The organism is Myroides sp. LJL116, from assembly GCF_054871685.1.
The window spans coordinates 104,913-119,158 of the sequence record NZ_JBTXLR010000008.1; the positions used below are offsets into that span (position 1 = coordinate 104,913).

Here is a 14,246-nt window from a genome sequence, read left to right on the forward strand (position 1 = left end):
AACCTAACTATACTAAAAAGTGAATTATTCTTTAATACGCTCCATGTAAGAACCTGAAGCTGTATCTACTTTAATTTTATCTCCCTCATTGATAAATAAAGGAACGTTGATGCTAGCACCAGTTTCAACAGTAGCAGGTTTAGTTGCGTTTGTTGCAGTATTTCCTTTTACCCCTGGCTCTGTATAAGTAACTTCTAAAATAACAGAAGCTGGCATATCAACAGCTAAAGGAAGGTCTGTATCCGTGTTGATTTGAACCATTACCATTTCTCCTTCTTTTAATAATTCTGGAGCATCTAAAATATCTTTTAATAAAGTAATTTGTTCGTAGTTCTCCACATTCATAAAGTGAAACTGGTCTCCTTCTGGGTATAAATATTGGAATTTATGTGTTTCTACACGAACTTCGTCAATTTTATGTCCTGCAGAGAAAGTATTTTCTAATACTTTTCCGTTTGTTAAACTTTTCATTTTAGTTCTAACAAAAGCAGGTCCCTTTCCAGGTTTTACGTGTAAAAATTCAACAATCTTATAAATATCGTTATTGTATTTTATACATAAACCATTTCTAATATCAGCTGTAGTTGCCATTTTCTAAATTATTTTTATTTATTAATACATTCCTGAATATCCTTTCATAATTCCTCTTGAAGAATTACGGATAAACATGATTATTTCATCTCTCTCTGGAGTTGCTTCCATTTCCGTTTCGATAATTTCTAAAGCTTGAGTCGTATTGTAATTCTTTTGATATAAAATACGGTAAATAGCTTGAATCTCACGAATCTTCTCTGGATCGAAACCTCTACGACGCAATCCAACTGAATTTATTCCAGCATAAGAAATTGGCTCTCTTGCAGCTTTAATAAATGGTGGAACGTCTTTACGAACTAAAGTTCCTCCTGTTATAAAAGAATGCGATCCAATTGTACAAAACTGGTGAACTGCAACTAGACCTGCTAAAACAACATAGTCTCCTACAGTTACGTGTCCTGCTAAAGTACTTGAGTTAGAAAATATACAGTTATCCCCCACAATACAATCGTGAGCAATATGGCTATAGGCTTGAATTAAACAATTCTTTCCTACTACTGTTCTATATCTATCCTTTGTACCTCTATTTATAGTCACACACTCGCGAATTGTAGTATTATCTCCAATTTCTACAGTAGTGATTTCTCCATCAAATTTTAAATCTTGGGGATCAGCAGAAATTACAGTCCCTGGAAAAATTTTACAGTTTTTTCCAATTCTTGCACCTTCCATGATTGTTACGTTTGATCCAATCCAAGTCCCTTCACCAATTTCAACATTATTATGAATCGTTGTAAATGGCTCAATAACAACATTTCGTGCTATCTTGGCTCCTGGATGAACATATGCTAAAGGCTGATTCATATATTATTCTATATTTGGTTTTTTTGATATTTGAGCCATTAATTCAGCCTCCGCTACTAACTTACCGTTTGCATAAGCATAAGCTTGCATATGACAAATTCCGCGGCGAATAGGTGTAATTAATTCTAATTTGAATATTAGGGTATCCCCTGGCAATACTTTGTTTTTGAATTTAACATTATCCATTTTCATGAAATACGTTAAATAGTTTTGTGGATCTGGAACTGTACTCAAAATAAGAATACCTCCAGATTGAGCCATTGCCTCACAAATCAACACTCCTGGCATAACCGGAGCACCTGGGAAATGTCCAACGAAGAACTCTTCATTCATTGTAACATTTTTAACCCCTACAACGTGAGTTGGTGACATCTCCAAAATTTTATCTACCAATAAAAATGGTGGACGGTGAGGTAAAAGTTGCATGATTTTCACCACATCCATTAAAGGCTCAGCATGTAAATCATAGCTAGGCACTTGGTTGCGTTTCTCATCACGAATAATCTTTGACATCTTTTTAGCAAATGCAGTATTTACAGCATGTCCTGGTTTATTTGCAATAATTTTACCGCGAATACGCGTTCCAATTAAAGCCAAATCCCCAATAACATCTAATAACTTATGTCTTGCTGCCTCATTAGGGTAATGCAATGTTAAGTTATCTAATACACCATTAGGCTTTACAGAAATCTGCTCTTTTCCAAAAGCTTTTTTCAAATGTCCCATTGTTTCTTCCGAGATTTCTTTATCTACGTAAACAATAGCATTATTTAAATCTCCACCTTTAATAAGTCCGTTGGCTAAAAGAGCTTCTAATTCATGTAAGAAACTAAATGTTCTTGCCTCAGAGATTTCTTCTTTAAAATCTTCTAAACTTTTTAATGTAGCATTTTGAGTTCCTAAAACCTTAGTTCCAAAGTCAACCATAGTGGTTACTTGGTAAGAATCGCTAGGCATGATAATGATTTCGCTACCAGTCTCATCGTCTACATAGGAAATTACTTCTTTAACAATATACTCTTCTCTTTGTGCATCTTGCTCTACAACACCAGCTTTTTCAACAGCTTCCACAAAGTACTTAGAGGAACCATCCATAATTGGAGGTTCTGAGGCATTAAGCTCAATGATTACGTTATCTAAATCACATCCAACAAAAGCAGCTAAAACGTGCTCTGTGGTTTGTACGCGAACTCCTTTTTTCTCTAAGTTAGTCCCACGTTGCGTATTAACTACATAATTAGCATCCGCTTCAATTATAGGATGACCTTCTAAATCCACTCTAACAAAGGTAAAACCATTATTTACTGGAGCTGGCTTTAGTGTCATCGTTACCTCTTGACCTGTATGAAGACCTACCCCTTTTAAGGTTACTTCGTTTTGGATGGTTTTTTGTTTAACCATAATTAATTTCCTTTACTATTTATAATAGATTCTTTTAAATACTCACTTAAATTTTCTTTTTCAACTCTTTTAAATCCTCTACAATTTGTGGTAGATTTTTAAAGTGTATAAAAGAGCGTAAAAATTCATTACTTGGAATAGCTGGAGTTCCTTGAACTACACCATTAGCAGGCACACTTCTAGTTACACCAGTTTGAGCTTGGATCTTCACATTATCTCCGATAGAAATATGTCCAACAATACCTACTTGTCCTCCAAACATACAGTTTTTACCAACTTTGGTAGACCCTGCAATACCTGTCTGAGACGCAATTACAGTATTCTCACCTATTTCAACATTATGGGCAATTTGAATTTGGTTATCCAATTTAACCCCTTTACGTATAATAGTAGAACCAAGAGTAGCTCTATCAATAGTTGTAGAGGCACCAATTTCAACATCATCTTCAATGATAACATTTCCAATTTGTGGCACTTTAGAATAACTACCATCCTCGTTTGGTGCAAAACCAAAACCATCTGAACCAATAATACTGCCAGAGTGGATAGTACAGTTACTTCCTATTTGAGTTTCTGAATAAATTCGTACTCCTGCAAATAACACTACGTTATCTCCAATAACTACGTTATCTCCAATAAAAGAATTTGGGTAAATTTTTACATTTTCCCCTATTTTCGTATTTTTTCCTATATAAGAAAAACTCCCCAGGTATAATCCATCTCCATGGGTACTACCCTCTGAAATAACAGAAGGTTGCTCTATACCAGATTTACTTAATTTCACCTCGTTATAGAACTGTAATAATTTGGAAAATGACTTATAGGCATCCTCTACTTTAATTAAAGTAGCTTTAATAGGACGCTCTGGTTCAAATGTTTTATTTACAATCACCACAGAAGCCTCTGTAGTGTAAATATGCTGTATATATTTAGGGTTAGCTAAGAAACTTAACGAACCTTCCTTTCCTTCTTCAATTTTAGATAAAGAACTAACTTCAATAGTAGGATCCCCTACTATCTCTCCTTCTAAAACTGATGCGATTTGTTCTGCTGCTATTTTCATTAGGGCAAAAATATAAAATATAATTGAAATTTATGGCTCTAAAGTGCTTTTTGGGTAACAAAGCAAATACTTTGTCACAGGTTTACTTAGGGCTTTTAGATTTAAATGATCGGAAACCGTTAGAATATCCCTGATACTTCCATTTTTTTTCAAGATCATAATCGGCTGTTGCTCTCTACTATAGGCACTATTTTTGACCTTTCCCTTGAATACAAAATACTTTAAAGCTTCTTTACTCAAGCTCGTCTCTAACGCGATTTTATTTGTTTTATTTTCTAGCTTTTCAGCCAATTCTTGCTTATCACTAATCACCTCTACTTGCAACAAATCGCGATTAACAATCATATTACTCAATTTTGACAAGATAAAATCGTCATGAAACTGCCATGACTTCAAAGCTCCCATGATATCTGAATCATCTAAAAGGGCAAATTTATCAAGTGCTCTTTGATCAAAATCTTGGGCGTCTACTTGATTTTCCAAGAAGAAAAGTAGCGCTTCACTAGCCCATAATCTAACTCCTTTTTGGGCTAATTCTTTTGCTCTTTTTAATACTCTTACTAGAATCATTTCAGCACAAACACTAGTCTTGTGCAAATAAGCTTGCCAATACATTAGGCGTCTTGCTACTAAAAACATTTCCACGGAATAAATTCCCTTTTGCTCCACCACTAAAGTATCCTCGACCACATTTAACATCTGAATCAAACGTTCGGAATTGATATTACCCTCGGCAACACCAGAATAAAAACTATCTCTTTTAAGATAATCCATCCTATCCATATCTAGTTGACTACTGATCAATTGAAGCATGAATTTACGATGGTACTCTCCTTTAAAGATTTTAATGGCTAAATCCAGTTGCCCATCAAATTCAACATTCAAACGATTCATAAAATACAATGAAATATCCTCGTGAACCACTTGCTCAACAATACTGTGCTCCATTGCATGAGAGAAAGGACCATGTCCAATATCATGCAATAAAATAGCTACATACAAAGCCGTTTCTTCCTCTGGCGAAATGTCTACATTTTTAAAACGCAGCACTTGCACTGCCTTTTGCATTAAATGCATACAACCAATAGCATGATGAAAACGCGTATGATGTGCCCCTGGATAAACCAAATAGGAAACTCCCATTTGAGAAATCCGTCTTAGACGCTGAAAATAAGGATGTTCAATCAAATCATATACCAAGGAGTTAGGTATAGAGATAAACCCATAAATTGGGTCATTTAGAATCTTTAATTTATTGATGGGTCTCAAATATATTTCTTTTTAAATCGTGGAACACAAATATAACAATATATAAAAAAAACTGCACTTTATTACTAAAATAAAGTGCAGTTTATAGTATATTTTTAATTTTCTATATCAATTTGAAAAGAATCCAAAAATCCAATGGTCTTTTCGATATCATAATGTAACACGCGATCTTTTTCAACAAAATCAACTTCTTCTCGGTAAGCTGCTATAAAAGACTCTATAAATACACTCGATTTAAGAGGTCTTCTAAACTCTAAAGCTTGTGCTGCATTTAATAATTCTATAGCTAAAATGCGCTCCAAATTATCCACGATGCGCAATGCTTTAGTTGCAGCATTAGCCCCCATACTAACGTGATCCTCTTGTCCATTACTAGAAACAATACTATCTACACTACTAGGTGTAGCTAATTGCTTATTCTGACTTGCAATACTAGCAGCAGTATACTGAGGAATCATAAGTCCGGAATTCAATCCTGGATTAGATACTAAAAAGGCAGGAAGCCCTCTTGTTCCACTTATTAGTTGGTAGGTACGTCTTTCTGAGATACTTCCTAACTCTGCTAAAGCTATAGATAGGAAATCTAAGGAGATAGCTAAAGGTTGTCCATGGAAATTACCTCCAGAGACAATAATATCTTCTTTATAAAAAATATTAGGATTATCTGTTACCGAATTTATTTCTGTTTTAAAAACTCTATCTACATAATCAATGGCGTCTTTAGATGCACCGTGCACTTGAGGTATACAACGGAAAGAGTATGGATCTTGCACGTGTTTTTTCTCCTGAGCGATTAATTCAGACCCTTGTAAAACATCATTAAAAAACTGAGCTGTTACAATTTGCCCTTTATGTGGTCTAACATAATGGATAAGCTCATTGAAAGGCTCAATTCTACCGTCAAATCCCTCTAGAGAAACCGCAGCAATAAGATCCGATAAATAAGAAAGCTTTTTAGTTTTACTAAGGATATAGCAACCATAAGCGCTCATAAACTGGGTTCCATTTAAAAGAGCTAAGCCCTCTTTGCTTTGCAATTTAATTGGTTCCCAACCAAAACGCTCCAACACCTTACTAGCAGGTTGTCTAAAGCCATCTACATATACTTCTCCTTTTCCAATTAGTGGTAAAGCTAAATGTGCTAAGGGCGATAAATCTCCTGAAGCACCTAAGGATCCTTGGTCGTACACTACAGGTAAAACGTCGTTATTGAAAAAATCCATTAAACGCTCTACTGTTTGCAACTGAACCCCAGAGTTACCATAACTCAAAGATTTGATTTTCAAAACAAGCATCATTCTCACGATTTGTTCCGGAACTAATTCTCCAGTACCACAAGCATGAGACATTACTAGGTTTTCTTGTAACTCAGAAAGCTGATCCGAAGGGATCTTCACATCACATAAGGAACCAAATCCAGTGTTAATTCCATAAATAGGCGCTTGTTGCTCTTTGAGTTTATTATCCAAATACTCCCTACAATTTACAATATTGGCCCTAGCCTCTTCCGATAAATCAATTTTACCATAAGCTAAAATCTCTTGTAACTTTTCAATTGTAAGCACATTTGAACTAATATAATGTATTTCTTCCATAATTAATTTGGTGGTTATTATTGGTAATAGTGGTTGTTTTTTTGGGTGGGTAAGCTGCCTAATTGAATAGGAATTTTTATCTAGTAAAAACTAAAAGGTCTCCTTTAGATAATTCCTCACTTAAAACATAGTTATCTACATTAAAGTTTTTCAATCCTTCTAGGTCTTCAATATTATTTTCAAGGATATAACGCACCATTTGTCCTCTAGCTTTTTTAGCATAAAAACTAATGGTCTTTAATTTACCTTGGCGTAATTCTTTAAATTCCGGTGTCACAAGTCTGGTATGTAAGGCCTTTTTATCAATAGCTGAAAAGTATTCCTTACTAGCTAGATTAACAAGTAACTCTCCTGGTTTTGTTTGCTCATTCAATTTCTGAGCCAAAATAGGCTTCCAAAAAGCATATAAATCTTTATAAGGTCCAATTGGCAGTTTTGTCCCCATCTCCAAACGATATGGTTCAATTAAATCAAAAGGCTTCAAAAACCCATATAATCCAGATAAAATACGTAGTTTATCTTGCATTATCTCCCATTTACTTTGATCTAAAGTATATGCATCTAAACCTCCGTACACATCGCCATTAAAAGCAAAGACAGCTTGACGAAATTCCTGTTGATTTTCAGGATCAACAACAAAGGATCTACTTTGGTTTCTATCCCAATTTAGTTTTGCTAGTGCATCGGAAATCTTCATTAACTCTTGAATTTGAGCTACAGATAATTCTTGTAAAACACCTTGTATTTCTTTAGCTTGCTCCAAAAACGTAATAGAAGAACTATTGGTTGTTGGAACTGGGCTTGTATAATCTAAACTCTTAGCCGGAGAAATTAAAATCTTCATAATACTGTTTTTTTATTGCTATCCAAATATAGCTTAACTATTTAAAATAGCCTATTATTTATTATCGACCTTGTATCCTAATCCACAATTTTTGCAGCATTTTAACACCTTCTGACCTATCTTTAACTACCTCAGTAATGATCAAGTCACCCTTTTGGTCTTTATTTAAAGCATAACTAAAACCAAATTGCGGATCTAAAGGATCGTTTTTCAAAAGACCAAAACGCAAATCGTGAAAAAATAAAGTATCACCACTTTGGCTTAAAACATAATCCCCCTCACTTAAGCGAACTAAACGCTGAAAATCTTCTTCCTCCTTAATTGAATCCGCCAAATAATGGTTTTTAGCATAATAGGTAAACAAAGGTCTTGAAGTATCAAAAAAAGAATAATCCGACACATAAAACCCATCTTTACTTTGAATAATAGCATTCCATAAAATAGTATTTAAAGCAGAGGGCTTAACAGAAATATTCTCATAGGCAATTTCACTGTGAGCTAACTCCTTTTTAAACTTAGAGTAAACAACCGCTTTTAAGCCAAGTGCAATCAATAAATAAGCGCTACTTACCACTAGAGCTAATGTATTGAAATACCTTCTTTTAGGCCAATTATTTTTACATAAAGCCGATCGCACCAAAAAGTACAAAAAGGGTAAGGTATATAAAGGATCGATGACAAATATACTTTTAAAGGCAAAATAATAAGGTAAAGGCCAAAAAAGAGCTGTACCCCAAGTGGTAAAGATATCTAACAAAGAATGAGTAAATAGCCCTAGAAACACTAACCAGTAGGCTCTAGAGAAGGATAGATCTCGCTTTTTTTCCAATAAAAACAGAATATAGCCCAGAAAAAAAGAGGCTATAAAGGCAAAGAAAACCGAGTGAGTAAGGGTCCGGTGAAATTCCACCCCAGTTAAATGATCCGTAAAAAAAAGTGCTAAAACATCTAAATCGGGTATAGTTCCTACTATAGCTCCATACAAAAGAGCCCGATTGCCAATTTGCTTACCTGCAACAGCATTAGCAACAGCAGCTCCTAATACAATTTGTGAAAGAGAATCCATAATTTATCTAACTTTTAGGCATAAAAAAAACTGCCCTAGAGCAGTTTTTATATTTTATTGTATGTAATGCACTCTTATAATTCTTTGAAAATAGTGTGCATTAAACGTTTTTTATCATTGATGCTCTCTTCTAAAGAAATCATTGATTCCGTTCTGTAAACTCCTTCAATATCATCAATCATATAGATTACCTCTTTTGCGTGACGAGTGTTTTTTGCTCTAATTTTACAGAAAACGTTGAATTTTCCTGTAGTCACGTGGGCAACCGTTACAAATGGTATTTCATTAATTCTCTCTAAAACGAATTTAGTTTGAGAAGTATTATGCAAGAAAATTCCTATATAAGCAATAAATGCATATCCTAATTTCTCATAATCTAAAGTTAAAGAAGAACCTTGTATAATTCCTGCATCTTCCATTTTCTTAACACGTACGTGAACTGTACCGGCAGAAATCAAAAGTTTTTTAGCAATATCTGTAAAAGGAACTCTCGTATTATCAATCAACATATCTAAGATTTGGTGATCGATTTCATCTAAACGAAATTTACTCATAAATCAATTTTATTTATCTTATTCTAAATCTATAATTCTGTACAATAATACTAAATTAAAATTTCATTTGTTTAAGAAATCACAAATTTTATTATTTTTTTAGTATAATATTAACCTTTTGCGGCGTAATCCTTATTACTTCCTCAAGGTTTTTATTTAAAATTTCCTGTTTATCTATATATTCTTTCCTAAAAACATAACGCTCTTGCTCACATAGATGCGCAAATTTACTTCCTTTTTTATTAATATCCACAACAATAGGACAGAAATTAACTTTTTTATCTGCAAATTGCTCTAAATATTGAGCTTTTACAATAAAAACCTCCCCACTACCTTGTTCTAACACATTTGCAAAGATAATATCAGTGAAGTTTTTTTGATTCTCAGGTATAGACAAGTACTCCTTTATATCTTTTTCTAAATGTTCTTCCTTATATATTGTATTTAAAGCAATACATAAACTTTTAAAAACAATAGCTCTACTTTTCTCTCTTTGGTAATCCTTTGGGTAATGACCTGCTTCAAATAAAACAGTGATCCAATTTTGGCTTTGACAATAATCCCCAATACAATTGATATTAAAAGCATCGTCAAACCTTCCTACATGCCCCTTTATATCTTTTTGTAATTCGTGGTTAATACAACTAATTAACTGCATTGCTAAAATGCGATTTTCTCTAAGAGATAATTCCGAATCATAGGCAGGTGCCAAAAAAGAAATGATCGCATTTTTTCCCGTATCACCCACTCCAAAAATACTACGCTGATCATGCAAATTAAAGGCATAATGTGGATTGAAATCTTCCAGGAAATTTCTTAGGACTTTACTCTCTTTTTGACTCAGTAGAATACTATCGCGATTAAGATCTACTTGATTGGCATTATTACGGGTATAAGCCCTTGCTCCATCGGGATTCAAAATCACAATGATTTGCAAGGTAAAAAAACTCCTCCATTTGTGCACTATAGGATCTTGGGAATTATTTAGAAAATATAGCAAATCTAAAACCGCCTTTGTAGTGGTTGATTCGTTGCCATGCATTTGAGACCACATAGCAATCTTTACAGGACCATGTCCCCAAGTTACCTTTTTAATAGGCAGACTTTCTTGGCTGTAACCAATCACCTCAACCTTAAAGTAAAGCTTTAAGTCATTTAAGCTATCCTCTATGTGCTCATTGGTAATCCATCTTCCTTCTACTTTGCCATCTTTATAGCTTTTTACAATATCTTGATATTCCATCGCTTTAGTTTTTTAGGGTACAAACAAATGTAAAAAAAGATTTTATTACATTTGTAAACACAATCAGGGTATTTATTGTTTACAAATGTAATTACAAATGTAAACTTTTCAAAGCAGCAAAACTATAAGTACTCTAACCTCAATAAATAGCAATATAAAAATTTATTTTCCAAGCCTTTAGACAAGACCACTTAAACATAAACTTGAAGCATATAATAAAATTATATCCTATATAGGTATAATATAATTTATATTTTTATTACATTTGTAAACTAAATAGCAGATTTCATCCTTTTTGATAGCCCTTTTGACTATGGACAACTTTGTGGACAGATTAGAATTTTTATTAGAAAATTTAGAGCACTCCGCCTCTAGTTTTGCCGATAAAATTGGTGTGCAACGCTCTAGCTTGTCTCACCTACTTTCAGGTAGAAACAAACCTAGTTTAGACTTTATTTTAAAAATAAACCACGCCTTTCCCGAGCTCAGTTTAGAGTGGCTATTAAAAGGAGATGGCTCTTATTTACAAGAAAAGGACAACAATCCATCTTCTAACCACACTCCCCTTTCTGCTAACACAAAAGATAATCCTTTGGATAATTCTTTAAAAAAGAGTCAAAAAAAACAGGCTAAATCTGCGGAGAAAAAGCAAAATAACACGCCAGAAAATACCTCTAAAATCAAAGAAAAAACTCCATCAAACTCACTGTTTAATTTCACTGAAAAAGACGATATTTCACAAATTGTTGTCTTTTATACCGACGGAACTTTCAAGACATTTACTCCAAGATAAATACAAAAAGCCAGGGTAATTTGCAATCATTATTACCCGTTAATGCATCAAATAGTTTACCTTTGATTACAGCAAAATAAAACATGGTATGCTCAAAAAAATAATCAGTTACTTCACCCCAGTGGTATATAAAAAAATACCCTCTAAAGTGAATAACCAACTTCAACTTGTTTACCATAAAGGCAAGTTAACCCTAGACACAAAAAACACAAATTACTCCTATGGAGAACTACAAAATACTTTACAACAAGCCTTAAATTATATTGGCTTTAGTAAAATTAGAAAGGCAAATAGAGTACTTATTTTAGGACTAGGCGCCGGAGGAATTGTCTCTACATTAAGAAACCAAGTAAAGTATACCAATCAAATCGATAGTGTAGAACTAGATCAACAGATTGTTTCCCTTGGAAAAAAATACTTCGACTTAGAACAATACAACAACAAGCATACAATACATATTATGGATGCTTTTGAATATGTATTACGCACCAATAAAACCTATGGTCTTATAATAATCGACATTTTTATAGATTACCACATGCCAGATTTTTTATTCCAAAATTACTTTGTGGAACATTTAGTACAGCTCCTAGATAAAGATGGCTTTATTTTATTCAATACTATCGTCATTAATAAGGAGCAAGCTAAAAGAAACCAAGACTTCACTGCTTTATTTGATCCAAAGAAATATAGTCTTAGAACTTATCCACGTACCTTAGGGGCAAATGAAATTTTTACCATTAAAAAGCTAGACTAAAAACCCATTAGAGTTCTCTATAGATAAACTATATTTGTATCTTGTGAACTCTTGTTTATATATTATGATTGAAATACAAAAAGTAACCACTAAAAAACAAATGAAGGATTTTGTTACATTTCCTTTTGAGCTATATAAAAACAATGCCTATTGGGTACCTCCTATTATAAAGGATGAGATAAAAAGTTTTGATCCGAAAAATGATATTTTTAAATCTGTAGATGTAGAATTCTATTTAGCATATAAAAATGCTAAACTAGTAGGAAGAGTAGCTTGTTGCATCAACTGGACCGAGGTAAATGACCTTCATAAACCAAAGGTAAGATTTGGATGGTTAGACATGATAGATGACCCCCAGGTTACAAAAGCATTATTACAAAAGGTAGAAGAGTTTGCCATTAAACATAAGATGCAGTATATAGAAGGACCTATGGGCTTTTCCAATATGGACAAGGCAGGAATGCTAACCAAAGGATTTGATCAAATCGCAACTATGATTGGCCTATACAACCACCATTATTACCCAGAGCATTTAACCCAGCTTGGATTTACTCCAGAAGCAGAATGGATTGAATACAAAATTGACATGTCTGCCTATAATGAAGAAAAGATAGAAAGAATGTCTACTATTGTAGAGGAGCGCTTTAAGGTAAAAGCACTAGAATTTAAAACCATTAAAGAACTATTGCCTTATGTGGATGAAATGTTCGCTCTTTTAAATAAGACCTATGCAGACCTACAAAGTTTTGTACCTATAGAAGATTTCCAGATCGAACATTATAAAACCAAGTACTTACAATTTATACACCCAGACTTCATTAGCTGTGTGATGGATGAGAATAATAAGATGATTGCTTTTGCCATTACCATGCCTTCTTTCTCTAGAGGTTTCCAAAAAGCAAATGGAAAATTATTCCCTTTTGGATTTTGGCATCTTTTACAAGCAATGCGTAAAAACAACCACGCAGAGTACTATTTAATTGGAGTAGACCCTGAATACAGAAGTAAAGGAGTTACAGCTATTATTTTCAAGGAAATTTATAAATGTTTTACTAAACACAAGATTGAAATTGTAGAGACTAACCCTTTACTTAAGGAAAACAATAAAATTCAGCAATTGTGGAAGAGTTTAAACCCTGAAATCCATAAAGAAAGAAAAACCTATAGAAAAGATATTACTATACAATAATACACTTAAGGCTCGGTAATTATTAATCGAGCTTTTTTTATTACAAAGCATATTATGCATCAAAAAAAAGCAAACTACCGCCATTAGTATTACCTAGGTTGGTATAATTGGCTACATTTGTAAAAACAACTATATATATGAAAGGAATTATTTTAGCAGGGGGCTCTGGAACAAGACTTCACCCTTTAACCTTAGCCATTTCTAAACAGCTTCTACCTGTTTATGACAAACCAATGATTTACTACCCTTTATCGGTATTAATGCTTGCTGGAATAAAAGAAATCTTAATTATTTCTACACCAAGAGACCTACCCCTTTTTGAGCAACTATTAGGAGATGGTAGCAATTTTGGTATCTCTTTGAGTTATTGTATTCAAGAGAAACCTCAAGGTATTGCTCAAGCTTTTCTACTAGGCGCTTCTTTTATACAAGATAGTGATGTTTGCCTGATCTTAGGAGACAATATCTTCTATGGTAATGGGCTACAAAATAAATTAACGCAATCTATACAAAACACTAAAAATCTAAAAGAGGCAACAGTTTTTGGATATACTGTCAAAGACCCTTCTAGATATGGAGTAGTTAGCTTTGATAAGCAAGGAAAGGCTATAGATATTCAAGAGAAGCCCAAAAATCCAACCTCCAATTTTGCTGTAGTAGGTATTTATTTCTTTCCCAATGATGTAGTTAAAAACGCTAAAAAACTTACTCCTTCCCAAAGAGGTGAACTAGAAATAACCGATTTAAACAATATTTATCTTAAAGAAAATCGCCTTCGAGTAGAAACCCTTGGTAGAGGATTTGCCTGGCTAGATACCGGTACACATGAATCCTTAGTGGAAGCTACAGAATTTGTCAAAGCAGTTGAAAAAAGAACAGGACTTAAAATTGCCTGTTTACAAGAAATTGCCCTTCAAAATAGATGGATAAGCAAAGAGGCATTAAAAAAGCAAATACAAAATCACTCTTCGGAGTACTACCAATACATAGAGGATATTATATCCCAAAAATAACCATTAAAAAAGGAGTCCTATTATATAAGACTCCTTTTTTAATTTTATAAACAGAAGATAA

The 14,246-nt window shown here is 33.5% G+C and carries 14 protein-coding genes; 4 read left to right on the top strand and 10 right to left on the bottom strand.

Annotated elements, in window-relative coordinates; translation table 11 throughout:
* Nucleotides 1–24 precede the first annotated feature (24 nt).
* The 10 genes from efp to ACYSNM_RS07740 all read right to left on the bottom strand — a co-directional run bounded on the left by efp (nt 25) and on the right by ACYSNM_RS07740 (nt 10,433).
* A complete protein-coding gene (efp, locus tag ACYSNM_RS07695) occupies nt 25–591 on the bottom strand; it encodes an elongation factor P (protein WP_461756358.1) in 567 nt (188 codons plus the stop codon).
* Between the two features lie 21 nt (nt 592–612).
* On the bottom strand, nt 613–1,398 hold the full coding sequence (lpxA, locus tag ACYSNM_RS07700; RefSeq protein ID WP_461756359.1) for an acyl-ACP--UDP-N-acetylglucosamine O-acyltransferase: 786 nt from the start codon (nt 1,396–1,398) through the stop codon (nt 613–615).
* 3 nt (nt 1,399–1,401) lie between these two features.
* Nucleotides 1,402–2,799 (bottom strand): bifunctional UDP-3-O-[3-hydroxymyristoyl] N-acetylglucosamine deacetylase/3-hydroxyacyl-ACP dehydratase, encoded by a 1,398-nt coding sequence (locus ACYSNM_RS07705; RefSeq protein ID WP_461756360.1) that lies wholly within the window; start codon nt 2,797–2,799, stop codon nt 1,402–1,404.
* Between the two features lie 46 nt (nt 2,800–2,845).
* Entirely contained in the window at nt 2,846–3,862 is a 1,017-nt protein-coding gene (gene lpxD, locus ACYSNM_RS07710; protein ID WP_461756361.1) for a UDP-3-O-(3-hydroxymyristoyl)glucosamine N-acyltransferase, read from the bottom strand.
* Nucleotides 3,863–3,892: 30 nt separating this feature from the next.
* On the bottom strand, nt 3,893–5,131 hold the full coding sequence (locus ACYSNM_RS07715) for an HD domain-containing protein (protein WP_461756362.1): 1,239 nt from the start codon (nt 5,129–5,131) through the stop codon (nt 3,893–3,895).
* A gap of 95 nt (nt 5,132–5,226) precedes the next feature.
* Nucleotides 5,227–6,726, bottom strand: a complete 1,500-nt coding sequence (hutH, locus tag ACYSNM_RS07720) for a histidine ammonia-lyase (RefSeq protein WP_461756363.1) — start codon at nt 6,724–6,726, stop codon at nt 5,227–5,229.
* A 76-nt stretch (nt 6,727–6,802) separates the two neighbouring features.
* Nucleotides 6,803–7,570: a peroxide stress protein YaaA gene (yaaA, locus tag ACYSNM_RS07725; protein ID WP_461756364.1), complete on the bottom strand. Its 768-nt coding sequence runs from the start codon at nt 7,568–7,570 to the stop codon at nt 6,803–6,805.
* A gap of 61 nt (nt 7,571–7,631) precedes the next feature.
* Nucleotides 7,632–8,636: a metal-dependent hydrolase gene (locus ACYSNM_RS07730; protein ID WP_461756365.1), complete on the bottom strand. Its 1,005-nt coding sequence runs from the start codon at nt 8,634–8,636 to the stop codon at nt 7,632–7,634.
* Between the two features lie 74 nt (nt 8,637–8,710).
* Nucleotides 8,711–9,190 carry an Lrp/AsnC family transcriptional regulator gene (locus ACYSNM_RS07735; protein WP_006258948.1) on the bottom strand — a complete coding sequence of 160 codons (480 nt, stop codon included), beginning with the start codon at nt 9,188–9,190 and terminating at the stop codon, nt 8,711–8,713.
* A gap of 91 nt (nt 9,191–9,281) precedes the next feature.
* Complete coding sequence (locus ACYSNM_RS07740) at nt 9,282–10,433, bottom strand: M14 family zinc carboxypeptidase (protein WP_461756366.1); 1,152 nt, start codon at nt 10,431–10,433, stop codon at nt 9,282–9,284.
* 313 nt (nt 10,434–10,746) lie between these two features.
* On the opposite strand from ACYSNM_RS07740, the gene ACYSNM_RS07745 reads away from it, so the two are divergent.
* The 4 genes from ACYSNM_RS07745 to rfbA all read left to right on the top strand — a co-directional run bounded on the left by ACYSNM_RS07745 (nt 10,747) and on the right by rfbA (nt 14,185).
* Entirely contained in the window at nt 10,747–11,226 is a 480-nt protein-coding gene (locus ACYSNM_RS07745) for a helix-turn-helix domain-containing protein (protein WP_461756367.1), read from the top strand.
* 88 nt (nt 11,227–11,314) lie between these two features.
* On the top strand, nt 11,315–11,983 hold the full coding sequence (locus ACYSNM_RS07750; RefSeq protein ID WP_461756368.1) for a spermidine synthase: 669 nt from the start codon (nt 11,315–11,317) through the stop codon (nt 11,981–11,983).
* A gap of 64 nt (nt 11,984–12,047) precedes the next feature.
* Nucleotides 12,048–13,172: a GTP cyclohydrolase gene (locus ACYSNM_RS07755; protein ID WP_461756369.1), complete on the top strand. Its 1,125-nt coding sequence runs from the start codon at nt 12,048–12,050 to the stop codon at nt 13,170–13,172.
* 137 nt (nt 13,173–13,309) lie between these two features.
* On the top strand, nt 13,310–14,185 hold the full coding sequence (rfbA, locus tag ACYSNM_RS07760; RefSeq protein ID WP_461756370.1) for a glucose-1-phosphate thymidylyltransferase RfbA: 876 nt from the start codon (nt 13,310–13,312) through the stop codon (nt 14,183–14,185).
* Nucleotides 14,186–14,246 lie beyond the last annotated feature (61 nt).

Excerpts from the sequence above, each read along its gene's own strand:
- efp (WP_461756358.1), bottom strand. The coding sequence starts at position 591 with ATGGCAACTACAGCTGATATTAGAAATGGTTTATGTATAAAATACAAT.
- lpxA (WP_461756359.1), bottom strand. The coding sequence starts at position 1,398 with ATGAATCAGCCTTTAGCATATGTTCATCCAGGAGCCAAGATAGCACGA.
- ACYSNM_RS07705 (WP_461756360.1), bottom strand. The coding sequence starts at position 2,799 with ATGGTTAAACAAAAAACCATCCAAAACGAAGTAACCTTAAAAGGGGTA.
- lpxD (WP_461756361.1), bottom strand. The coding sequence starts at position 3,862 with ATGAAAATAGCAGCAGAACAAATCGCATCAGTTTTAGAAGGAGAGATA.
- hutH (WP_461756363.1), bottom strand. The coding sequence starts at position 6,726 with ATGGAAGAAATACATTATATTAGTTCAAATGTGCTTACAATTGAAAAG.
- yaaA (WP_461756364.1), bottom strand. The coding sequence starts at position 7,570 with ATGAAGATTTTAATTTCTCCGGCTAAGAGTTTAGATTATACAAGCCCA.
- ACYSNM_RS07730 (WP_461756365.1), bottom strand. The coding sequence starts at position 8,636 with ATGGATTCTCTTTCACAAATTGTATTAGGAGCTGCTGTTGCTAATGCT.
- ACYSNM_RS07735 (WP_006258948.1), bottom strand. The coding sequence starts at position 9,190 with ATGAGTAAATTTCGTTTAGATGAAATCGATCACCAAATCTTAGATATG.
- ACYSNM_RS07740 (WP_461756366.1), bottom strand. The coding sequence starts at position 10,433 with ATGGAATATCAAGATATTGTAAAAAGCTATAAAGATGGCAAAGTAGAA.
- ACYSNM_RS07745 (WP_461756367.1), top strand. The coding sequence starts at position 10,747 with ATGGACAACTTTGTGGACAGATTAGAATTTTTATTAGAAAATTTAGAG.
- ACYSNM_RS07750 (WP_461756368.1), top strand. The coding sequence starts at position 11,315 with ATGCTCAAAAAAATAATCAGTTACTTCACCCCAGTGGTATATAAAAAA.
- ACYSNM_RS07755 (WP_461756369.1), top strand. The coding sequence starts at position 12,048 with ATGATTGAAATACAAAAAGTAACCACTAAAAAACAAATGAAGGATTTT.
- rfbA (WP_461756370.1), top strand. The coding sequence starts at position 13,310 with ATGAAAGGAATTATTTTAGCAGGGGGCTCTGGAACAAGACTTCACCCT.